Genomic DNA, 23,004 nt, shown 5'->3' on the forward strand with positions numbered 1-23,004 from the left:
CTCGCCCCCTCAGGCGGCCTTCGGCTCCACGAACTGCATGTCGAGCTGGATCTTCACCACGTCACCGAGCAGCCCGGGCGCGAAGTCGAGGCCGTAGTCGGTGCGGCGGATCTCGCCCGTCGCCTCGAATCCGGCGTGCCGGCTGCCGTCCATCGGCACGTCGACCAGTCCGCCGAACTCCACGGCGAGCGTCACCGGACGGGTCACGTCGCCGATCGTCAGCTCACCCTCCATGGTCCAGTCCTCGCCCTCGCCCGACACCCGGGTCGAGCGGAAGGCCATCGTGGGGCGCTTCTCCACATCGAGCAGGTCGGAGGCGCGGACATGCGCGTCCCGGTCAGGGTTGCCGGTGTCGATCGAGGCGAGCGCGATCTCCGCCGTCACCCGTACGTCCTCCAGCGCCTCGCCGACGTGGAGGGCGGCCTTCACCTCGGTGAAGCGGCCGCGCACCTTGGCGATGCCCAGGTGGCGGATGGTGAAGTTGACGGCCGAGTGCAGGTGGTCCAGCTCCCAGTCGCCGGGGGACAGGGGCAGGGCGGAGGTGGTCAGCGTGTTCGAGAAGTCGTTTCGCGTCATGCCTCCACCCTGGGGGCCGGAAAGCGCCGCAGGGAGACCGGGCCGAGCCTGGTAGTCGCAGGGCCACCCTTCGGCGCGCGGGCGTTGGTACGTTCGCAGGGTGAGCGACAACGAGTTGGGCACGTACCTGCGGACCTGGCGCGAGGCGGTGACTCCGGAGGAAGTCGGACTGCCCCCGGGCCTGCGCCGCCGCACCCCCGGACTGCGCCGCGCCGAGCTGGCCACCCTGGCCGGGATCAGCGTCGAATACCTCACGCGGCTGGAACAGGGACGGGACCGCAACCCGTCCGCCCAGGTCCTCGGCGCCCTCGCCGACGCGCTGAACCTGACCCTGCAGGACCGGGTGGTGCTGCGCCGCCTGACCAAGGAGGCGGACGGCGGCGACCCGCTCGTCTGCGGGGCGGCCCCGCCGCTCAGCCGCACTCCGCGCCCCACCGTGCGCGCCGTCCTGGAGCACCTGGAGCCCGCCCCCGCCGTGGTCCTCAACTGGATCGGCGACGTCCTCGCCCACACCACCGGGTACGCGGGGCTGTTCGGCCCGATCGGGGTGCTCGACGCCGAGCAGCCCAACCTGCTCCGCCATCTGTTCACCGACGCCCGGGCGCGCGACGCCTACCCCGACTGGGAACGCGAGGCGGACAACCTGGTCGCCCAGCTCCGGCACGACGTCCCCCTCCGGGACCCGTACGCCGCCGAGCTGGCCGAGGAGCTGACGGTGACGGCGGGAGCGGAGTTCGCCGACCGGTTCGCCGATCTGGCGACGGCCCCGCGGCGGGTGGGCTCACAGCACGTCGAACACCCCGAGGTCGGTCCGCTGCGGCTGCTGCACGAGACGCTCGCCCTGCCGGAGGACGGCCAGCGAGTCGTCATCCACCTCCCGGCCGACGAGGCCACGGCAGCCGCCCTGGACCGCCTGACCGGCCGCCGCCCGGGCGCCCTGCGCGCGGTGAGCCGAGCAGCGGGCTGAGGGCCCCGCGGGGTGCGGGTTTTGTAGCGCCGAGTGTCGGGCGCGGGGCGCCGCAGCGTCTCTGGGCGCCGCCCGTTCGACCGCCGCGACGCCGCCCGGACGACCGGTGTCCCGGCCGCACCGGGTCTCCGGGCCCGGATGCTGACCGTTCCGCCGGCCTCTGACCGCCGCAGGGTCTCCGGGGACCGGACGCCATCTTCGTTCGGCGCGACGCCGACCGTTTCGCTGGCGTCCCGACCGCCACCGGGTGTCCGAGCCCGGACGCTGTCCGTTCGCCCGGTGCGACGCTGACCGTTCCGTCGGCGTCCGGACCGCCATGGGGCTCCAGGCGCCGCAGGGTCTCGGGACGCCGCCCGCTCGACCGCCGCAGCGTCTCTGGGTGCCGGACGCCGTCTGCTCGCCCGGCGCCACGCTGACCGACCGTTCCGTCGGCCTCTGACTGCCGTAGGGTCTCCGGGCACCGGACGCCATCTTCGCCCGGCGCGACGCCGACCATTTCGCCGGCGTCGCGACCGCCACGGGGCCTCCGGGCGCCGCAGGGTCTCGGGACGTCGCCCGTTCGACCGGCGTCCCGACCGCCGAACGACGCCCGTTCGCGGCGCGACGCCGACCGCTCCACCGGCCCCCCGACCACTGTCCTCCCCGGAGGGGCCCGGCGTCAGTCGTCCAGTTCCCGCGCGTACGGCGGCTCCGCGCCGGCCCGGGAGCAGGTGATCGCCGCCGCGCGGGACGCGAACCGCAGGAGTCGCGTCCAGCCGTCGGCGCCCAGGTCGGCGAGCGCCTCGGCGGTGAGGGCGTTCCGGGCGGCCAGACCGTGCAGCAGGGCCGCGTTGACGGTGTCCCCGGCGCCGATGGTGTCCACCACCGTGACCTTCTCGCCCGGCACCGAGTACTCCGCGCCGTCCCGTGTGAAGACGGTCAGCCCGTCGCCGCCCCGGGTGATCACGACGGCCGAGGGCCCGGCCGCCAGCCACTCGTGCGGCGTGCCGCCCAGCCACCGCGCGTCCTCCTCGGACAGCTTCAGCAGCGTCACCGACGGCAGCCACTTCAGGAATCGCGCCCGATAGGCGTCCGCGTCCGGGATCAGACCCGCCCGGATGTTCGGATCGAGTGCCGTGAACACGCCCTGCCCGGTCGCGGTCCGCATCAGCTCCTCATAGGCGCTCGCGCCCGGCTCCAACACCAGCGAGCACGTGCCGAACGACACCGCGCGGGTCCCCGCCGGGAGCGCGGCCGGAGCGGTGAACAGCCGGTCGGCGGTGCCGTCCACGTAGAACGAGTAGGCCGCCGAGCCCTGCTCGTCGATCGTGGCGACGGCGAGCGTCGTCGGCTCGGCGCCGCGCTCCACGCCCGACACGTCCACCCCGGCCGCCCGCAGACCGTCCAGCAGCGCCTCGCCGAAGGCGTCCGAGGAGACGCGGGAGCAGAAGGCGGTGGGCGAGCCGAGGCGGCCGAGCGCGACGGCCGTGTTGTACGGGCCGCCGCCGAGCGCCGGCCGCAGGCTCGCCAGGGCACCCGGGCCGTGCGGTACCAGGTCGATCAGGGCCTCACCGGCGACGACGATCACGAGTCGGCTCCTCTCTCGGGCCGCTGGAGCCCTTCGGACGTATCCGGCCGCGCGGGCCGGTCGGGACAGCCGCAGGAACTGCGGTGGACGAACACACAGGGCAGCCGCACGGTCCGGGCGGGCCGGTCCGGCGCGGCCAGGCGCTCCAGGAGCACCCGTACCGCCTCCGCGCCCAGCTCCTTGCTGGGCTGGGCGATCGCGGTGAGCCGGGGCGAGAACAGGTCGGCCCAGGCGAAGTCGTCGAAGCAGCACAGCGCGAGGTCGTCGGGCACGGTCAGGCCGCGGTCGCGCAGCGCGCGCAGTGCGCCGATGGTCATGGCGTTGTTGGCGGTGACGAGCGCGGTGGGCGGCGCGGCCAGCGACAGCAGGGTCTGGGTGGCCCGCTCACCGCCCGCCTGCTCCGAGTCGCCGTGCTCCAGCAGCCGCTCCTCGAACGGCAGCCCGGCGGCCGCGAGGCCGTGCCGGTAGCCGGTGATCCGCTCGCCGGTGGTGCTGAGTCCGGGCCGGCCCGCGACCAGGCCGATCCGGCGATGGCCGAGCCCGGCGAGATGGGTGACCAGCCGGGTCATGGGCTCGGCGCTCTCGGCGCAGACCTGGTCGAAGCGCTGGGCGCCCTCCGCGCGGTCGTCGACGACGCGGTCCAGGAAGACGGCCGGTACGTCGTGGCGGCGCAGGTAGGAGACGAGTTCCCGCGGATCGGCGGACGGGGCGACGATCATGCCGTCCACCCGGCGCTCGTGCAGCAGCTGGACGACCTTGCGCTCGTGCTCGGGGTCGTCGTGCGGATCGGCGATGAGCAGGCTGTAGCCGTGCTCCAGGGCGCTCGCCTCGACGCCCTGGAGGATCTCCGTGAAGTACGGGTTGCTGATCGCGGACACCGCCAGGCCGATGGAGCGGGTCCGGGAGGTCACCAGGGAGCGGGCGAGGGTGTTCGGGGTGTAGCCCAGCTCGTCGATCGCGTCGAGGACGGCCTGCCGGGTGTGGGGCAGCACGGGCCGGGTGCCGTTCAGGACGTGGGAGACGGTCGCCACGGAGACCCCGGCGCTCCGTGCGACGTCGGCCATGGTCGGCATCCCGGTTTCTCCTTCCTCACGACGGCAGCGGCAGCGGCAACGCGAACGGCTGCGGGCGGCGGCCCGGCCTTCTGCGCGGGAAGGTATCTCATCCGGCCGCAGATGTAAACGCTTACGCAAGCGTTTACGCGCCCACCGGGCCTTACGCACACCCCACCCGAACACCCCGAAACCACCCCGGTTATCGTCGGCACGCGGACGCGGCGCCCACGCCCCGCACCCGCGCCGCACCCCTCCCACCAGCCACGACCAGCCCGCCAGCCACGCCAGCCCACCAGCCACGACCAGTGGAGCCCGCATGTCGGAGAACCGCATGTCCCCCCGTCCCTCCGCGAGCCGCCGCACCGTCCTGCGCGGAGCCGCGCTCGCGCCCGTGGCCGGGCTCGGCCTGGCCGCCTGCTCCTCGGGGGGAGGCTCCGCCAAGCCGGCCGCCCCGACCGCGCCGGTCGAACTCGGCGCGGAGAGCGAGGTCGCGAAGGGCGGCGCGCGGCTGTACCGCGAGCACAACGTGGTCGTCAGCCGGGACGAGAAGGGCGCCCTGAAGGCGTACAGCACGATCTGCACGCACGCGCAGTGCCCGATCAGCAAGCTGGAGGGCACCAAGCTGATGTGCTTCTGCCACGGCAGCGAGTTCGACGCCATGACCGGTGAGGTGCTTGCTCCCCCGGCCACCGTGCCGCTGACGGAACTCGAGGTCAGCAGCGAGAACGGCAGGATCGTGGCGAGCCCCCGGGCCTGACGGCACGCGCGTGGGAGGACGCCCTACGCCCTCCCGGGGCGGGCGCTCACTCCCATTCCCACCCGATCCCCACGATCCCCGACCGCACCCGGGGCTCGACGAGGTGGACCGAGTGGTGCAGGCCGGTCAGGGCCAGTTCCTGGCGGCCGCTGCGGGGGGCCGCCGCCGAGTGCTGGGTGAAGCGGTGGCAGCGCACCGGCAGGGCGCCCTCGTCGAACCGCACCTGGAGCGCGTACTGCCCGCCCGCGGGTCCGAACCCGCGGACGTACTCACGAGAAGTCCCCGCCGTGCCGTCCTCGACGCCGTACCGGAAGAGGAAGGTGTCCCCGGCCCGCAGCCGGGTGTCGAACAGCAGCTCCGCGACGAGCACCCCGGTCTCCCGGTGCCAGCGCACGCGCCCGGTGCGGCAGTTGTCCAGGGCGTGCACCGTCATCCGCTCCGGCGCGCACCCCGGGTCGCCGTGGTGGACGGCTACGAAGCGGTCGACGCCGTCCTGGTACGCGCGGACGATGTGGTGCGACTCGCGCGCCACCAGCTCGCGGCGCGTCCCGATCCGCACCCGCTCGTGGTGGCCGAGCATGTGCAGTCCGCAGTCGAGCTGGGCGCCCAGCTCGACGAGGAGCCGGGCCAGCACGTCGGAGGCCTCAAGGAGGGACCGGTACGAGCGGGCCGCCGGGCGCCGCGCGGAGCGCTCTCCGCTGTCGGCGAGCAGCCGGATCAGCGACTCGTCGGGCAGGTGGAGTATCTCCTCCAGCGCGCGGACGGCGCGCAGCGACTCGGGCCGCTGCGGCCGGCGGGCGCCCTGCTGCCAGTAGCTCAGGCTGGTGACGCCCACCTTCACGCCGTACCGCGACAGATGGTGCTGCACGCGCTGGAGCGGCAGTCCGCGGGCGGCGATCGCGGCGCGCAGCGCGACGTGGAAGGGGCCGCCCCGCAGGGCCGTGTCCAGGTCGGCGTCGGCGAGGTCCGCGTCGGCGGCTATGTCGGCGGTGTCCGCGTGCTGTGTGGCGTGCGGCATGCAGGGGCCTTTCTCTGCGGGTCACAACGGCTGGTCAGACCGTTCGCGCGGGTGCTGAGCGGGGCCACCCCCGTCGGCGCCGGCGTTCTGCACATCCGTACGCCATGTTTCAGGGGCCCCGAGTTCCCCCGCATTGAAGCGTGTGGACCAGGCCCCGACAACACCTGAAACCCAACCGTGGCGCACTCCTGGCCGAGGTTCGACCATGCCGGCGTGGCCGGTGTCCGCCACGTCACCGCACGGCGGCCGCGGCGTCGTCCACAGGCCCGCCGGAGTGTCGGTCCTCGCCAGTAGGGTGTGAGACATGGCCGACCCCTCCAGCTACCGCCCCAGGCCGGGTGAGATCCCGGACTCTCCCGGGGTGTACAGGTTCCGCGACGAGCACCGCCGGGTGATCTACGTCGGAAAGGCGAAGAGCCTGCGCCAGCGCCTGGCCAACTACTTCCAGGACCTGGCGAACCTCCACCCGCGCACACGGTCCATGGTGACCACCGCCGCGTCGGTGGAGTGGACGGTGGTGTCCACGGAGGTCGAGGCGCTGCAGCTGGAGTACTCCTGGATCAAGGAGTACGACCCCCGGTTCAACGTCAAGTACCGCGACGACAAGAGCTACCCGTACCTCGCGGTCACGATGAACGAGCGGTTCCCGCGCGTGCAGGTGATGCGCGGCCACAAGAAGAAGGGCGTGCGCTACTTCGGGCCCTACGCGCACGCGTGGGCCATCCGCGACACGGTCGACCTGCTGCTGCGCGTCTTCCCGGTGCGCACCTGCTCGGCCGGCGTCTTCAAGAACGCCGCCCGCACCGGCCGCCCCTGCCTGCTCGGCTACATCGGCAAGTGCTCCGCCCCGTGCGTCGACCGGATCACCGCCGACGACCACCGGGAGCTGGCGGACGAGTTCTGCGACTTCATGACCGGCCGTACGGGCACCTACCTCCGCCGTCTGGAGAAGCAGATGACGGAGGCCGCCGAGGAGATGGAGTACGAGCGGGCGGCCCGGCTGCGCGACGACATCGAGGCCTTGAGGAAGGCCATGGAGAAGAACGCGGTCGTGCTCGCCGACGCGACCGACGCCGACCTGATCGCGGTCGCCGAGGACGAGCTGGAAGCCGCCGTGCAGATCTTCCACGTCCGCGGCGGCCGGGTGCGCGGCCAGCGCGGCTGGGTCACCGACAAGGTCGAGGAGATCACCACCGGCGCCCTGGTCGAACACGCCCTCCAGCAGCTGTACGGCGAGGAGACCGGCGACGCCGTCCCCAAGGAGGTCCTGGTCCCGGCGCTGCCCGACCCGGTCGGCCCCGTGCAGCAGTGGCTCACCGAGCGGCGCGGCTCCGGCGTCTCGCTGCGCATCCCGCAGCGCGGCGACAAGAAGGCCCTCATGGAGACCGTGCAGCGCAACGCCCAGCAGGCGCTCGTCCTGCACAAGACCAAGCGCGCCTCCGACCTGACGACCCGTTCGCGCGCCCTGGAGGAGATCGCCGACGCCCTCGGCCTGGACAGCGCCCCGCTGCGGATCGAGTGCTACGACATCTCCCATCTCCAGGGCGAGGACGTGGTGGCGTCCATGGTCGTCTTCGAGGACGGTCTCCAGCGCAAGGGCGAGTACCGCCGCTTCCAGATCAAGGGCTTCGAGGGACAGGACGACGTCCGCTCGATGCACGAGGTGATCACCCGCCGCTTCCGGCGCTACCTGGCCGAGAAGGAGAGGACGGGGGAGTGGGCCGACGGCGAGCCCGCTCTGACGGACGGCGCCGACGAGGCTCCGGCCGGCGGCCTCACCGAGGACGACGGCCGCCCCAAGCGGTTCGCCTACCCGCCGCAGCTCGTCGTGGTCGACGGCGGCCGGCCCCAGGTCGCGGCCGCCCAGCGGGCGCTGGACGAGCTGGGCATCGACGACATAGCGGTGTGCGGTCTCGCCAAGCGCCTGGAGGAGGTCTGGCTGCCCGGCGAGGACGACCCGGTGATCCTGCCCCGCACCAGCGAGGGTCTCTACCTGCTGCAACGCGTCCGGGACGAGGCCCACCGGTTCGCGATCACCTACCAGCGCAGCAAGCGCGCCAAGCGCATCCGGACCAGCCCGCTGGACGACGTGCCCGGCCTCGGCGCGACACGCAAACAGGCCCTCATCAAGCACTTCGGTTCGGTGAAGAAGCTGCGATCCGCGACAATCGACCAGATCTGTGAGGTGCCCGGCATAGGCCGCAAGACGGCCGAAACCATCGCCGTGGTCCTCGCCCAGGCGGCTCCGGCCGCGCCTGCCGTGAACACGGCGACTGGAGAGATCATGGATGACGTGGAATACGGGGCACCCGAGACGACGGCGGATGCCCAAGGGGAGCCCGTGCCCACGGGCGCCCCGGACGAGCGACGGGGGCAGGAGACATGACCGAACACGAGAACCGTCCCACGACGGGGCCGGACCGCGCGGCCGGGAACGCGGACGCCGAGGTGGCCCACATCCAGGAACCACACAAGGAGACCGGCGAGGACCAGAACCGCAAGGAGGCCCAGGGCAACGGAGCACAGACGAACACGGGCGCCGAGGCCCCCGGGGTGCCCGAGGCGGCGATCCCCGAGCTGGTGATCATCTCCGGCATGTCCGGCGCCGGCCGCTCCACGGCCGCGAAGTGTCTGGAGGACCTCGGCTGGTTCGTGGTCGACAACCTCCCGCCCGCCCTCATCCCCACCATGGTGGAGCTGGGCGCCCGCTCCCAGGGGAACGTGGCGCGGATCGCGGTCGTCGTCGACGTGCGCGGCCGTCGCTTCTTCGACAATCTGCGCGAGTCCCTGGCCGACCTCGACACCCGGGGCGTGACCCGGCGGATCGTCTTCCTGGAGTCCTCCGACGACGCCCTGGTGCGCCGCTTCGAGTCGGTGCGCCGCCCGCACCCGCTCCAGGGCGACGGCCGCATCGTGGACGGCATCGTCGCCGAGCGCGAACTGCTGCGCGAGCTGCGCGGCGACGCCGACCTGGTGATCGACACCTCCAGCCTCAACGTGCACGAGCTGCGCGCCAAGATGGACGCCCAGTTCGCCGGCGAGGAGGAGCCCGAGCTGCGGGCCACCGTGATGTCCTTCGGGTACAAGTACGGCCTGCCCGTCGACGCCGACCTGGTCGTCGACTGCCGGTTCCTGCCCAACCCGCACTGGGTGCCCGAGCTGCGCCCGTTCACCGGCCTCAACGACGAGGTCGCGGCGTACGTCTTCAACCAGCCCGGCGCCAAGGAGTTCCTGGACCGGTACGCCGAACTGCTCCAGCTGATCGCCACCGGCTACCGGCGCGAGGGCAAGCGCTATGTGACCATCGCGGTCGGCTGCACCGGCGGCAAGCACCGCTCGGTCGCCATGTCGGAGAAGCTGGCCGCACGCCTCGCGGCCGAGGGCGTGGAGACGGTGGTCGTGCACCGGGACATGGGACGCGAATGACCGGACGTACTCCGCGGCTGAGCAGGCTGCGCCGGGCCATCCCCGAGGGGCGCGGCGGCCGGTCCGCCGAACCCCGTGGCGGCAGGGCGCGCCGGCGGGGCGCCCAGCCCAAGGTGGTGGCCCTCGGCGGCGGCATGGGCCTGTCCGCCTCGCTCGCCGCGCTGCGCCGGATCACCGGCGACCTCACCGCCGTCGTCACCGTGGCCGACGACGGCGGCTCCAGCGGGCGGCTGCGCGACGAGCTGGGCGTACTGCCCCCAGGCGACCTGCGCAAGGCGCTGGCCGCGCTGTGCGGCGACGACGACTGGGGCCAGACCTGGGCCCGCGTCATCCAGCACCGCTTCCAGTCGCACGGCGAACTGCACGACCACGCGGTCGGCAATCTGCTGATCGTCGCCCTGTGGGAGCAGCTGGGCGACCACGTCCAGGCCCTGGACCTGGTCGGCAAGCTGCTCGGCGCGCACGGCCGGGTGCTGCCCATGTCCGCCGTGCCGCTGGAGCTGCAGGCCCTGGTCAAGGGCCACGACCCGGAGCGGCCCGACGAGGTCGGGACCGTCCGCGGCCAGGCCACCGTCGCCCTCACCCCGGGCGAGGTGCAGTCGGTGCACCTCGTCCCGAACGACCCGCCAGCCGTCCCGGAGGCCGTCGCGGCCGTCCTGGACGCGGACTGGGTGGTGCTCGGTCCCGGCTCCTGGTTCTCCTCGGTCATCCCGCACCTGCTCGTGCCGCAGCTGCTGGACGCGCTCACGGAGACGAAGGCGCGCCGCGTGCTCTCCCTCAACCTCGCGCCGCAGCCCGGAGAAACCGACGGCTTCTCCCCGCAGCGTCATTTGGAGGTTTTGGGACGACACGCCCCTAAACTCGCCCTGGACGTGGTGCTGGCCGACGAGGCCGCCGTGCCCGACCGCGACTCGCTGACCGACGCCGCAAAGCGTTTCGGGGCCGCGGTCGAGCTGGCGCCGGTGGCCCGGAGGGACGGAACTCCGCGGCACGACCCCGAGCTGCTGGCCGCCGCGTACGACCGTATTTTTCGGATGCATGGAAGGATCGGCCCATGGCGATGACGGCAGCGGTGAAGGACGAGATCTCCCGGCTCCCCGTCACCCGGACCTGCTGCAGGAAGGCGGAGGTCTCCGCCATTCTGCGGTTCGCCGGCGGCCTCCACCTGGTCAGCGGGCGCATCGTGATCGAGGCGGAGCTGGACACCGCGATGGCGGCCCGCCGGCTCAAGCGGGACATCCTCGAGATCTTCGGGCACAGCTCGGAGCTGATCGTGATGGCGCCCGGCGGGCTGCGCCGCGGCTCGCGGTACGTGGTGCGGGTCGTCGCGGGCGGCGACCAGCTGGCCCGGCAGACGGGCCTGGTGGACGGCCGGGGCCGACCGATCCGCGGGCTGCCCCCGCAGGTCGTCTCCGGCGCCACCTGTGACGCCGAGGCGGCCTGGCGCGGCGCGTTCCTGGCGCACGGCTCGCTCACCGAGCCGGGCCGCTCGTCCTCCCTGGAGGTGACCTGCCCCGGCCCCGAGGCCGCGCTCGCCCTGGTCGGCGCCGCCCGCCGGCTGTCCATCGCCGCCAAGGCCCGTGAGGTGCGCGGCGTGGACCGCGTGGTGGTCCGGGACGGTGACGCGATCGGCGCCCTGCTCACCCGCCTCGGCGCCCACGAGTCGGTGCTGGCCTGGGAGGAGCGCCGGATGCGGCGCGAGGTGCGCGCCACCGCCAACCGCCTGGCCAACTTCGACGACGCCAACCTGCGCCGCTCCGCGCGGGCCGCCGTCGCCGCCGGTGCCCGCGTCCAGCGCGCCCTGGAGATCCTCGGCGACGACGTCCCGGAGCACCTGGCCGCCGCGGGCCGGCTGCGCATGGAGCACAAGCAGGCCTCCCTGGAGGAGCTGGGCGCGCTCGCCGACCCGCCGCTCACCAAGGACGCGGTCGCCGGCCGGATCCGCCGGCTGCTGGCGATGGCCGACAAGCGGGCCGCCGACCTGGGCATCCCGGGCACGGAGGCCAACCTCAGTGAGGAGCTGGCCGACAACCTCGTGGGCTGACACCTCGTCAACACGCCGGTGCCGACGTCCGATCGGGCGTCGGCACCGGCGTGTTCGCGTCCGCCTGCCTTCGTTCGGGCACCCTTGACTCGATCATGAACTGTCATGAGCCTGGCACCTATTCGTCGCTGTGGCGAACCACCAGCAGGGGGGTTCATGAGACGCAGAGCGAGATCGATCCTCGCTATCGGCACGCTCCTGATCAGCGGAGTGAGCATCGCACCCGTAGCCCAGGCGCAGAACGCGAGTTCCCCGGAACCCGACACCGAGGAAGTCAGGGTGTTCCGCGCCGAGGTCACCAAGCAGCAGATCCCGCTGCTGCTGGCGGCCGGTCAGGACGCCCATGAACTCGGCGAGCAGGCTCCCGACAAGGGCACCGCCTCCGTCGAGGTGTACCTCACCGACAAGCAGGCCGCACAGTTGGAGAAGCAGGGCGTCGACCTGGAGGAGCACACGCTCTCCGCGAGGACCCGCGCCCGCGTGGCCGCCGCCGGGAACGGCGTCTACCGCCCGTACAGCGGACCGGGCAACCTCAAGGAGGAGATCCTCCGGACGGGGCAGGAGCACCCGGACCTGACCAAAGTGGTCTCCATCGGCAAGACCGTCAAGGGCCAGGACATCCTCGCCCTGAAACTCACCAAGAACGCCAGGAAGAGCGAGGACGGCGCCAAGCCGGCCGTGCTGTACATGTCCAACCAGCACGCCCGTGAGTGGATCACCCCGGAGATGACCCGCCGGCTGATGCACCACTACCTGGACAACTACCGCACCGACAAACGCGTCAAGAAGATCGTCGACACCACCGAACTGTGGTTCGTCATCTCCGCCAACCCCGACGGCTACGACTACACACACGCCGCCGACGGCGACCGCCAGTGGCGCAAGAACATGCGCGACGTCAACGGCGACGGCGCCATCACCATCGGCGACGGCGTCGACCTCAACCGCAACTTCGCCTACAAGTGGGGCTACGACGACGAGGGTTCGTCCCCGTACCCCACCAGCCAGACCTACCGCGGCGGCGGCCCCAACTCCGAGCCCGAGACCCGGGCCGTCGACGCCTTCCAGAAGCGCGTCGGCTTCGAGTACGGCATCAACTACCACTCGGCGGCCGAACTGCTCCTCTACGGCGTCGGCTGGCAGGTCGCCACCGACACCCCGGACGACGTGCTCTACAAGGCGCTCGCCGGCACCCCCGGGAATTCGGCGATCCCCGGCTACCACCCGCAGGTCTCCTCCGAGCTGTACACCACCAACGGCGAGGCGGACGGCCACGCGGCCAACGTCAACGGCACCGCGATGTTCACGCCGGAGATGTCGACCTGCCAGACCGTGTCGAACGCCTACCCGGACGACGCCTGGAACGCCTCGGACTGCGCCTCCGTCTTCACCTTCCCGGACGACGAGAAGCTGATCCAGCAGGAGTTCGAGAAGAACATCCCGTTCGCGCTCTCCGTCGCCGAGTCCGCCGCCCGCCCCGACCAGCCCAGGTCCTCGGTCGGCACCCCCGCCCCCGACTTCACCCCGGCGCCCTTCACCACCTCGTACTCGCGCGGCGCCGACCAGGAGGTCTCGGTCGTCGTCCGCAAGTCGGTGCGGGACAAGGAGCTGAAGTACCGCGTCAACGGCGGCCGCGTCCACGACATGCGGCTGCGGCCCTGGAAGGGCGGCGAGACCTACGGCGGTGAGGACAACCTGTACTTCGACGAGTACCGCGCGAAGGTAGCCGACGGCGATCGCGGCGACAAGGTCGAGGTCTGGTTCACCGGCGAGACCCGCTCCGGGAAGCGGACCGAGAGCGAGCACTTCACCTACACCGTCGCCGAACGCCCCCGCGCGGACGTCCTCGTCGTCGCCGAGGAGGGGCAGGCCGCGACGCAGGCCCAGACCTACGTCGACGCGCTGAGGGCCAACGGTGAGAAGGCCGTCGTCTGGGACGTCGCCACCCAGGGCGCGCCCGACGCGCTCGGCGTCCTCGGCCACTTCGGAACGGTCGTCCACTACACTGGCGCCCTGCGGCCCGGCAACGCCACCCAGCTCGAACTGCGCGCCTACCTCAACGAGGGCGGCGAGCTGATCGAGGCGGGCGAGACGGCCGGCGGCTCCGTCGACCTCGGCGGCGGCACCCTGTCGAACGACTTCAGCCAGTACTACCTGGGCGCCTACACCCGTACGACCCTCCCCAAGGTCACCGGCTTCGACGGCACCGGCGCCCTCGCGGGCGTCAAGGCACCGCTCGGCGACGCGCCCGGCAACCCGCTGAACACGGCCGGGTCCTTCGGCGTAACCTCCGACACGCTGCCCGCGGCGGACTTCCCGCAGTTCACGAGCGCGGGAGCGGGCCAGTACCCGGGCACGGTCAACCCCTACGGGCCGTACGAGGGCACCTCCATGGCGGCCGTCACGCACTCCGACTACGCCTGGAACCGCCTCACCCGCACCGTCGACCTCACCGGCGTGACCGCCTCCGACCAGCCCGCCCTGCGCACCCGCCTGCTGTGGGACACCGAGGAGGGCTACGACCACGCGGTGCTGGAGGCCCGTACGGCCGGGGGCGACGACTGGACCACCCTCCCGGAGCGGAACGGCGCCACGAGCACCGCCGTGCCCGCCGAGTGCGAGGCCGGGTTCTTCCTCCAGGCGCACCCCGCGCTGAAGCGGTATCTGACGCTCGGCGACGACGGGTGCGCGCCCGCCGGGACCAGCGGCGCCTGGAACAGCTTCACCGGCGTCTCCGCGGGCTGGCAGGACGTCTCCTTCGACCTCTCCGCGTACGCGGGGAAGAAGGTGGAGCTGTCGCTCAGCTACATCACCGACCCCGGCTCCGGCGGCCACGGCGTGCTCGCCGACAACGCCTCCGTCGTCATCGGCGGCACGGCGGGACAGACGGAGGGCTTCGAGACGTCGCTCGGCGTCTGGACCACCTCCGGCCCGCCCGCCGGAAGTCCCGCCGTGGTGGAGGACTGGGGCCTTTCCGGGGAACTGTTCAAGACGTACGGCGCGGTCACCACGGACGACACCGTGCTGCTGGGTTTCGGCCTGGAGCACGTCGCCGCGGCGGCCGACCGCACAGCCCTGATCGGCCGGGCGCTCGCCGTGCTCGACGACTGAAAACAACAGGGCGCACCTGAGCGCCACCCGCCACACTTGAGACGGTCCGTACCCCTACTGGCGGGTACGGACCGCCGTGCCTTGTAGGGGCCGTCTCGATGTCACTTCGGAGGCTTCGGAGAGGTAGGGTCGTAGGCGGTCGGGGACATCCCAAATAGAGCTCGCCGGCGACAACGGAGCCGGCGTACCAACGAGGAGATCGGTTCGTGACGATCCGCGTAGGCATCAACGGCTTCGGCCGCATCGGTCGTAACTACTTCCGCGCGCTGCTGGAGCAGGGTGCAGACATCGAGATCGTGGCTGTCAACGACCTGGGTGACACCGCGACCACCGCTCACCTGCTGAAGTACGACACCATCCTGGGCCGCCTCAAGCAGGAGGTCACGCACACCGCCGACACGATCACCGTCGACGGCCACACCATCAAGGTGCTCTCCGAGCGCAACCCCGCCGACATCCCGTGGGGCGAGCTGGGTGTCGACATCGTCATCGAGTCCACCGGCATCTTCACCAAGAAGGAAGACGCCGCGAAGCACATCGCGGGCGGTGCGAAGAAGGTCCTCATCTCGGCTCCGGCCAAGGACGAGGACATCACCATCGTCATGGGTGTCAACCACGACAAGTACGACCCGGCGAACCACCACGTCATCTCCAACGCCTCCTGCACCACCAACTGTGTGGCCCCGATGGCGAAGGTCCTCGACGAGAACTTCGGGATCGTCAAGGGTCTGATGACCACGGTGCACGCGTACACGAACGACCAGCGCATCCTGGACTTCCCGCACAAGGACCTGCGCCGCGCCCGTGCCGCCGCCGAGAACATCATCCCGACCACCACGGGTGCCGCGAAGGCCACCTCCCTGGTGCTGCCGCAGCTCAAGGGCAAGCTGGACGGCATCGCCATGCGCGTCCCGGTCCCGACCGGCTCGGTCACCGACCTGGTCGTCGAGCTGTCCCGCGAGGTCACCAAGGAAGAGGTCAACGCCGCCTTCCAGAAGGCCGCCGAGGGCGAGCTGAAGGGTCTCCTCGACTACACCGAGGACCAGATCGTCTCCTCCGACATCGTCAACGCCCCGGCGTCCTGCACCTTCGACTCCTCCCTGACCATGGTCCAGGAGGGCAAGAACGTGAAGGTCATCGGCTGGTACGACAACGAGTGGGGCTACTCCAACCGCCTCGTCGACCTCACGGTCTTCGTGGGCAACCAGCTCTGATCGGCTGAAGCAGCAACTTTGATGTGAGAGCAGGGCTCGGGCCAGGCGCAGGGACGCGCGGCCCGGGCCCTGACGCGCGTCACGACCGGCCCTCCTCTCTAGGATCAGGCCTGGTCATCGGTCACGAGCCATCCGGTCACGAGCAGAACGAGCCTCCTGTAGGAGTCCCCTGAACATGAAGACGATCGACGAACTCCTCGCCGACGGGGTCGCGGGCAAGCGGGTCTTCGTCCGCGCCGACCTCAACGTGCCGCTGGACGGCACCACCATCACCGACGACGGCCGCATCCGCGCGGTCCTGCCCACCGTCAAGGCGCTCGCCGAGGCGGGTGCCCGCGTGGTCGTCGCCTCGCACCTCGGCCGCCCCAAGGGCGCCCCGGACCCCGCCTTCTCGCTCGCCCCCGCCGCGGCCCGGCTCGGCGAACTCCTCGGTGCCGACGTGGCCTTCGCGACCGACACGGTCGGCGACTCCGCCACGTCCACCGTCGCGGGCCTCGCCGACGGCCAGGTCGCCGTCATCGAGAACCTGCGCTTCAACGCCGGTGAGACCAGCAAGGACGACGCCGAGCGCGCCGGCTTCGCCGACCGGCTGGCCGCCCTCGCCGACGTCTACGTCGGTGACGGCTTCGGCGCCGTGCACCGCAAGCACGCCTCGGTGTTCGACCTCCCGAAGAAGCTGCCGCACTACGTCGGCCACCTCATCGCCACCGAGGTCGGCGTCCTGAAGAAGCTCACCGAGGACGTCAAGCGTCCGTACGTCGTCGCCCTCGGCGGCGCCAAGGTCTCCGACAAGCTCGCCGTGATCGACCAGCTCCTCGGCAAGGCCGACCGCCTGCTCATCGGCGGTGGCATGGCCTACACCTTCCTCAAGGCCAAGGGCTACGAGGTCGGCATCTCGCTCCTCCAGGAGGACCAGATCCCGGCCGTCACCGAGTACATGGAGCGCGCCGAGAAGAACGGCGTCGAGCTGGTCCTGCCGGTGGACGTGCTGGTCTCCACCGAGTTCCCGGACCTGAAGACCAAGGCCCCGGCCAACCCCACCACCGTCGCCGCGGACGCCATCCCCGCCGACCAGGAGGGCCTGGACATCGGTCCGGAGACCCGCAAGCTGTACGCCTCGAAGCTCGCCGACGCGGCCACCGTCTTCTGGAACGGCCCCATGGGCGTCTTCGAGCACCCCGACTACGCCGAGGGCACCAAGGCGGTCGCCCAGGCCCTCGTCGACTCCCAGGGCTTCACCGTGGTCGGCGGCGGCGACTCCGCCGCGGCCGTCCGCACCCTGGGCTTCGACGAGAACGCATTCGGCCACATCTCGACCGGTGGCGGCGCCTCCCTCGAATACCTCGAGGGCAAGACGCTCCCCGGCCTCGCCGCACTGGAGGACTGACCTCAATGAGCACCCGCACGCCGCTGATGGCGGGCAACTGGAAGATGAACCTCAACCACCTGGAGGCCATCGCCCACGTCCAGAAGCTCGCCTTCGCCCTCGCCGACAAGGACTACGACGCCGTCGAGGTCGCCGTCCTGCCGCCCTTCACCGACCTGCGCTCCGTGCAGACCCTGGTCGACGGCGACAAGCTGAAGATCAAGTACGGCGCCCAGGACATCTCGGCGCACGACTCCGGCGCCTACACCGGCGAGATCTCCGGCCCGATGCTGGCCAAGCTGAAGTGCACGTACGTGGCGATCGGCCACTCCGAGCGCCGCCAGTACCACAACGAGACCGACGAGATCGTCAACGCCAAGGTCAAGGCCGCCTACAAGCACGGCCTGACCCCGATCATGTGCGTCGGCGAGGAGCTGGACGTCCGCGAGGCCGGCAACGCCGTCCCGCACACCCTGGCCCAGGTCGAGGGCGGTCTGAAGGACCTCCCGGCCGAGCAGGCCGAGACCATCGTGATCGCCTACGAGCCCGTCTGGGCCATCGGCACCGGCAAGGTCTGCGGCGCCGAGGACGCCCAGGAGGTCTGCGCGGCCATCCGCGGCAAGATCGCCGAGCTGTACTCGCAGGACGTGGCCGACAAGGTCCGCATCCAGTACGGCGGCTCCGTGAAGTCCGGCAACGTCGCCGAGATCATGGCGCAGGCCGACATCGACGGCGCCCTGGTCGGCGGCGCGTCCCTGGACGCCGACGAGTTCGTCAAGATCGTGCGCTTCCGCGACCAGTGAGTATGCGGTAGCGGCGTAACGTCGTACCCTTGCGGGGGCCGGCAGTGTCTGCCGGCCCCCGTCGTCCATCCGAAGCCGAGGAAGTTGGTCCAGCCGTGGTTATGGGGTTCTCGATCGCCCTGATCGTCTTCAGCCTGCTGCTGATGCTGCTGGTGCTGATGCACAAGGGGAAGGGCGGCGGCCTCTCCGACATGTTCGGTGGCGGCATGCAGTCCTCCGTCGGCGGCTCCTCGGTCGCCGAGCGCAACCTCGACCGCATCACCGTCGTGGTCGGTCTGCTGTGGTTCGCGAGCATCGTCGTGCTCGGCATCCTGATGAAGGTCGGCTGAGGTCCGGAAACCGCCGACACACGATCGCTGACACTCCGCACGTCAGCACGATTCCACACGTAACGCCCCATGTTCGGTACGCGCCCCGGAGCGCGGCCTATCATGGGGCTTGCGTCTAGGATGTGGGGCCTTGTAACTCCAATCACTGGACGCGCGTTGGGCCTTACGTAGACTGGGGCGCTCGCAGCGAAGCGAAACGCCGACGCGCTTCGCGGCACCATCACGCAGGGAGTTACGACCGTGGCAAGTGGCAACGCGATCCGAGGAAGCCGGGTCGGGGCGGGGCCGATGGGTGAGGCCGAGCGGGGCGAGTCCGCGCCGCGTCTGCGCATCTCCTTCTGGTGCTCCAACGGACACGAGACGCAGCCGAGCTTCGCCAGTGACGCGCAGGTTCCCGACACCTGGGACTGCCCGCGTTGTGGCTTCCCGGCCGGACAGGACCGGGACAACCCGCCGGCTCCGCCGCGCACCGAGCCCTACAAGACGCACCTCGCGTACGTCCGGGAGCGGCGCAGCGACGCGGACGGCGAGGCGATCCTCGCCGAGGCGCTGGCCAAACTGCGGGGCGAGATCTAGGACTTGACGACCGGCCGGGTACCGACAGGTGCCCGGCCGGAGCCGTCCCGGCCACCGCGGCCGGCCCCCGCTCGCGGACCGGTTGTCAGTGGTGCCCTCTACGGTGTGTGCATCGGGCGCATCGTGAGGGGGGAGTCGTGGCGACGGTCGAGACGGCGGGTGCGACCGCCCCCGCGTGGCGTGGGGGCTTCGGGCGGTTGTGGAGCGCCGCAGTGCTGTCCAGCTTCGGCGACGCCCTGCGCACGGCCGCACTGCCCCTGCTCGCCGTCACACTCACCGACGAGCCGCTGCTCATCGCCTCCGTCACCGCCTGCGGCCAGCTGCCCTGGCTGCTTTTCGGACTGCTCGGCGGAGCCGTCGCGGACCGCGTGGACCAGCGTCGCGCCATGTGGACCGTGGACGCCGTACGCGGACTGCTGGTCGCGGGCTTCGCGGTCGCCGTGGCGCTCGGACACGCGTCGATCGCCTTGCTGATCGCACTGGCCTTCACCCTCACCACCCTGCAGACCCTCTTCGACAACGCCGCCACCGCCCTGCTGCCCGGCCTCGTCGCGAAGGACGCGCTCGGCGGCGCCAACGCCCGCCTGATGACCGGCCAGCAGCTCGCGGGCGGCCTCGTCGGCGGCCCCGTCGTGCCGCTGCTGCTCGCGGCCGGGGCCGCCGTCCCCTTCGCGGCCGACGCCGTCACCTTCCTGCTGGCCGCCGCGCTGGTGGCCTCCCTGCGGACCGCGCCGCCCCGGCGGGAGCCGAGACCGGCGGGCAGCACCTTGCGCCGGGAGATCGCCGAGGGACTGCGCACGCTGGTCCGGGACCGGGCGCTGCGGGCGCTGTGCGCCGCCACCGCCCTGTGCAACGTCGGCATGGGCGCCCTCATCGCCACCCTGGTCGTCCTGGTGACCGACTGGCTGGACGCGGGCACCGGGGGATACGCGGCGGCCCTGACCGCGTACACCGTGGGCAGCCTGACCGGGGGAGCGGCGGTCCGACGGATCGCCGACCGTCTCGGGCGGGTCCGGGCGGTGCTCGTCGCCGGGAGCGTGCAGATCGGCGCGCTCCTCGTCATGGGCACGGTGCGCAGCCCGGTCGCCCTGGTGTGCGCCCTGGCCGTGTTCGGGTTCATGGGCATGGTGTGGAACGTCAACACGACCACGCTGATGCAGCAGCGCAGCCCCGCCGGGATGCTGGGCCGGGTCAGCTCCGCCTACCGGACCCTCGCGGTCGCCGGAGCGCCGCTCGGCGCCCTGCTGGGCGGCGCGGTCGCCGGCGCCTGGGGAGCCAACACGCCCGCGCTGCTCGCGGCCGCCTTCTTCGCCCTGTCCGTCGCCGCGCTGATACCCGGCCGCCGGCCCGACGTACCTGTTGTTGCGCCGCAGGACGGCGTCACGACAGCTCCCGGCAACCGCTGATCAACTAGGTTGGGACCGGCAGCGGGGCAGGCGCCGGTACAGGCAGGACAAGGAAGAAGGCTGAAGTCCCAGATGAACGCAGACGGCCGTACGAGGCTCAACCAGACCCCCGAGTGGACCGCTCTGGCCAAGCACCGCGAGGAGCTCGGCGAGGTGCGGCTGCGCGACCTGTTCGCCGCCGGCCCCGAGCGCGGCAGCGGGTACACGCTCCAGGTCGGTGACCTGCACATCGACTACTCCAAGCACCTCGTCACCGACGAGACCCTGCGGCTGCTGCGCGAGCTGGCCGCCGCGACGGACGTGTTCGGGCTGCGGGACGCCATGTTCCGCGGCGAGAGGATCAACAACACCGAGCGCCGGGCCGTGCTGCACACCGCGCTGCGGGCCCCGCGCGAGGCGGTGATCGAGGTCGACGGCGAGAACGTGGTGCCCGCCGTCCACGCGGTCCTCGACAAGATGGCCGACTTCGCCGGGCGGGTCCGCTCCGGCGAGTGGACCGGCCACACCGGCAAGCGCATCCGGAACGTCGTCAACATCGGCATCGGCGGATCCGACCTCGGCCCCGCGATGGCCTACGAGGTGCTGCGCAGCTACACCGACCGCGATCTGACGGTCCGTTTCGTCTCCAACGTGGACGGCGCCGACCTGCACGAGGCGGTCCGCGACCTGGACCCGGCGGAGACCCTGGTCATCGTCGCGTCCAAGACGTTCACCACCATCGAGACGGTCACCAACGCCACCTCCGCCCGCAACTGGCTGCTGCGCGGACTGAGCGCCGGTCAGGAGGCCGTCGCCAAGCACTTCGTGGCGCTGTCCACGAACGCCGAGAAGGTGGCGGACTTCGGCATCGACACGGCGAACATGTTCGAGTTCTGGGACTGGGTCGGCGGCCGCTACTCCTACGACTCCGCGATCGGCCTGTCTCTGATGATCGCCATCGGCCCGGACCGCTTCCGGGAGATGCTGGACGGCTTCCACCTGGTCGACGAGCACTTCCGCACCGCGCCCCCGGAGGCCAACGCGCCGCTGCTGCTGGGCCTGCTGGGCATCTGGTACAACAACTTCCACGACGCCCAGTCCCACGCCGTCCTGCCCTACAGCCACTACCTGTCCAAGTTCACCGCCTACCTGCAGCAGCTGGACATGGAGTCCAACGGCAAGTACGTGGACCGGGACGGGCAGGAGGTCGACTGGCAGACCGGGCCCGTCGTCTGGGGCACCCCCGGCACCAACGGCCAGCACGCCTACTACCAGCTCATCCACCAGGGCACCAAGCTCATCCCCGCCGACTTCATCGGCTTCGCCGAGCCGGTCGCCGAGCTGAGCGACGAACTCAAGGCGCAGCACGACCTGCTGATGGCCAACTTCTTCGCCCAGACCCAGGCGCTGGCGTTCGGCAAGACGCCCGAGGAGGTGCGGGCCGAGGGCGTGCCGGAGGAGCTGGTGGCGCACAAGACGTTCAAGGGCAACCACCCGACGACGACGATCCTCGCCCGGGAGCTGACCCCGTCGGTGCTCGGCCAGCTCGTCGCCCTCTACGAGCACAAGGTGTTCGTCCAGGGCGCCGTGTGGAACATCGACTCCTTCGACCAGTGGGGCGTGGAGCTCGGCAAGGTCCTCGCCAAGCGCGTCGAGCCCGCGCTCACCGAAGGCGCCGACGTGCCCGGCCTGGACACGTCCACCGAGGCGCTGGTCGCCCGGTACCGGGAGCTGCGCGGCCGGCACTGACGGACGGTGACAGTGGGGGCCAAGGTGCCCCCGGGAAGCGGGAGGCGCCTGAGCCCCCGCTTCCCGTAGACTCCCCGACGATCATGGACACGATCGCTCGGGGGAGCTCAACGTGACGAGAACGCAGGGGAGTTGGACGGGCGGCACCCTGACGCCCAGGTCGCTGCTGCGGCCGAAGGAACTGGCCCGCGCGCTGTTCCACCCGGCCTGGATCCCGGACTCGCTGGACCCGGCGGTGGAACAGCTCAAGCGGGTACGGCTGATCGCCGGCACGGTCGCGGCGGTCGGCGTCTACACCTTCGTCGAGGGCGGCTTCGCCTTCGAGGAGGTGCTGGAGAACATGCTCACCGCCTCCGCCGTGCTGCTGTTCATCACCCCGCTGACGGTCGGTGTGATGCTCTTCGTCTGGCGGCGCGGCGGCACGGTCCGGGCGATGCGGGAACCGCTGCTCAACTCGCTGAAGCTGCTGCTCGCCTTCGTCGGCACGATCGTGCTGACCGTCCTGGTGTGGCGGTTCGCGGGCGGCGCGGGTTTCTTCGTACTGCTGCTCGCCCCGGTGGCGCTCTGGCTGACCGCCATCGTGATCCGCGGAGCGGTGCACGTCTCCGGGAACTTCTTCGGCACGGCCGGTGTCCACCGCTGTCTGCCGCCACTGCTGGCCACGGTGACGACCTGGCTGATGGCCATCCCCGACCTGGTCACCGGGGATCTGCACGGCCTGAGCCTCACCATGGGCTTCCTGTTCATCCTGGGCGCGCCACTGACGGTCACCGGCATCGCCCTGCTGGAGATGGGCCGCCTCAGGCAGCGCTACGGCATCCGGCTGGCCGCCCACCCGGCCACCCTGCCCCGCGTCCCGGGCCCGCCTCCGCCGATGCCGCCCACCATGCCGCCGACGGCACCGCCGTACGTCCCGCAGCAGGGCAACCCGTACGGCAACCCGTACGGGTTGCCGCAGGGGAATCCGTACGGCAACCCGTACACGCCCCCACAGGGCAACCCGTACGGCAACCCCTACACCCCCGGCCCCAACGGCGGCTGACCGAAAGCGTCCAGCCCGG

General features: G+C 71.6%; 19 protein-coding genes. 15 read left to right on the plus strand and 4 right to left on the minus strand.

Annotated elements, in window-relative coordinates:
- Nucleotides 1-9: 9 nt before the first annotated feature.
- Nucleotides 10-576 carry a YceI family protein gene (locus ACSU6L_RS28505; RefSeq protein WP_437061327.1) on the minus strand — a complete coding sequence of 189 codons (567 nt, stop codon included), beginning with the start codon at nt 574-576 and terminating at the stop codon, nt 10-12.
- A 100-nt stretch (nt 577-676) separates the two neighbouring features.
- Here ACSU6L_RS28505 and ACSU6L_RS28510 point away from each other — a divergent pair, with 100 nt between their 5' ends.
- On the plus strand, nt 677-1,543 hold the full coding sequence (locus tag ACSU6L_RS28510) for a helix-turn-helix domain-containing protein (protein WP_437061329.1): 867 nt from the start codon (nt 677-679) through the stop codon (nt 1,541-1,543).
- A gap of 658 nt (nt 1,544-2,201) precedes the next feature.
- Here the strand turns inward: ACSU6L_RS28510 and ACSU6L_RS28515 are convergent.
- A complete protein-coding gene (locus tag ACSU6L_RS28515) occupies nt 2,202-3,110 on the minus strand; it encodes a carbohydrate kinase family protein (RefSeq protein WP_437061331.1) in 909 nt (302 codons plus the stop codon).
- Nucleotides 3,107-4,183 carry a LacI family DNA-binding transcriptional regulator gene (locus tag ACSU6L_RS28520; protein WP_437061333.1) on the minus strand — a complete coding sequence of 359 codons (1,077 nt, stop codon included), beginning with the start codon at nt 4,181-4,183 and terminating at the stop codon, nt 3,107-3,109. Before ACSU6L_RS28520 ends, ACSU6L_RS28515 begins: the two co-directional genes overlap by 4 nt.
- 313 nt (nt 4,184-4,496) lie before the next feature.
- Between ACSU6L_RS28520 and ACSU6L_RS28525 the strand changes: the two genes are divergently transcribed.
- Entirely contained in the window at nt 4,497-4,922 is a 426-nt protein-coding gene (locus ACSU6L_RS28525; protein ID WP_437065100.1) for a Rieske 2Fe-2S domain-containing protein, read from the plus strand.
- A gap of 46 nt (nt 4,923-4,968) precedes the next feature.
- On the opposite strand, the gene ACSU6L_RS28530 is transcribed toward ACSU6L_RS28525, so the two are convergent.
- Entirely contained in the window at nt 4,969-5,940 is a 972-nt protein-coding gene (locus ACSU6L_RS28530; RefSeq protein ID WP_437061335.1) for a hypothetical protein, read from the minus strand.
- 304 nt (nt 5,941-6,244) lie between these two features.
- Between ACSU6L_RS28530 and uvrC the strand changes: the two genes are divergently transcribed.
- The 13 genes from uvrC to ACSU6L_RS28595 all read left to right on the plus strand — a co-directional run bounded on the left by uvrC (nt 6,245) and on the right by ACSU6L_RS28595 (nt 22,985).
- Entirely contained in the window at nt 6,245-8,326 is a 2,082-nt protein-coding gene (gene uvrC, locus ACSU6L_RS28535) for an excinuclease ABC subunit UvrC (protein ID WP_437061337.1), read from the plus strand.
- Nucleotides 8,323-9,366, plus strand: a complete 1,044-nt coding sequence (gene rapZ / locus ACSU6L_RS28540) for an RNase adapter RapZ (RefSeq protein WP_437061339.1) — start codon at nt 8,323-8,325, stop codon at nt 9,364-9,366. The genes uvrC and rapZ overlap by 4 nt, the downstream gene beginning before the upstream one ends.
- Complete coding sequence (locus ACSU6L_RS28545) at nt 9,363-10,430, plus strand: gluconeogenesis factor YvcK family protein (RefSeq protein WP_437061341.1); 1,068 nt, start codon at nt 9,363-9,365, stop codon at nt 10,428-10,430. The genes rapZ and ACSU6L_RS28545 overlap by 4 nt, the downstream gene beginning before the upstream one ends.
- Nucleotides 10,421-11,410, plus strand: coding sequence for a DNA-binding protein WhiA (whiA, locus tag ACSU6L_RS28550; RefSeq protein WP_437061343.1), 990 nt, complete (start codon nt 10,421-10,423; stop codon nt 11,408-11,410). Before ACSU6L_RS28545 ends, whiA begins: the two co-directional genes overlap by 10 nt.
- 156 nt (nt 11,411-11,566) lie before the next feature.
- A complete protein-coding gene (locus tag ACSU6L_RS28555) occupies nt 11,567-14,521 on the plus strand; it encodes a M14 family zinc carboxypeptidase (protein WP_437061345.1) in 2,955 nt (984 codons plus the stop codon).
- A gap of 206 nt (nt 14,522-14,727) precedes the next feature.
- Nucleotides 14,728-15,735: a type I glyceraldehyde-3-phosphate dehydrogenase gene (gene gap, locus ACSU6L_RS28560; RefSeq protein ID WP_437061347.1), complete on the plus strand. Its 1,008-nt coding sequence runs from the start codon at nt 14,728-14,730 to the stop codon at nt 15,733-15,735.
- 175 nt (nt 15,736-15,910) lie between these two features.
- Nucleotides 15,911-17,122, plus strand: coding sequence for a phosphoglycerate kinase (locus ACSU6L_RS28565; RefSeq protein WP_437061349.1), 1,212 nt, complete (start codon nt 15,911-15,913; stop codon nt 17,120-17,122).
- Nucleotides 17,123-17,127: 5 nt separating this feature from the next.
- Nucleotides 17,128-17,904, plus strand: a complete 777-nt coding sequence (gene tpiA, locus ACSU6L_RS28570) for a triose-phosphate isomerase (protein WP_437061351.1) — start codon at nt 17,128-17,130, stop codon at nt 17,902-17,904.
- Nucleotides 17,905-18,005: 101 nt separating this feature from the next.
- Entirely contained in the window at nt 18,006-18,233 is a 228-nt protein-coding gene (secG, locus tag ACSU6L_RS28575) for a preprotein translocase subunit SecG (RefSeq protein WP_198948543.1), read from the plus strand.
- A 240-nt stretch (nt 18,234-18,473) separates the two neighbouring features.
- Nucleotides 18,474-18,809, plus strand: coding sequence for an RNA polymerase-binding protein RbpA (locus ACSU6L_RS28580; protein WP_010352468.1), 336 nt, complete (start codon nt 18,474-18,476; stop codon nt 18,807-18,809).
- A 137-nt stretch (nt 18,810-18,946) separates the two neighbouring features.
- Nucleotides 18,947-20,215 (plus strand): MFS transporter, encoded by a 1,269-nt coding sequence (locus ACSU6L_RS28585; protein WP_437061354.1) that lies wholly within the window; start codon nt 18,947-18,949, stop codon nt 20,213-20,215.
- A 72-nt stretch (nt 20,216-20,287) separates the two neighbouring features.
- Nucleotides 20,288-21,943 (plus strand): glucose-6-phosphate isomerase, encoded by a 1,656-nt coding sequence (gene pgi / locus ACSU6L_RS28590; protein ID WP_437061356.1) that lies wholly within the window; start codon nt 20,288-20,290, stop codon nt 21,941-21,943.
- A gap of 112 nt (nt 21,944-22,055) precedes the next feature.
- A complete protein-coding gene (locus ACSU6L_RS28595) occupies nt 22,056-22,985 on the plus strand; it encodes a hypothetical protein (RefSeq protein WP_437061358.1) in 930 nt (309 codons plus the stop codon).
- Nucleotides 22,986-23,004: the final 19 nt, after the last annotated feature.

Origin of the sequence: Streptomyces sp. enrichment culture (assembly GCF_964272855.1) — a bacterium.
Classification (GTDB): domain Bacteria; phylum Actinomycetota; class Actinomycetes; order Streptomycetales; family Streptomycetaceae; genus Streptomyces.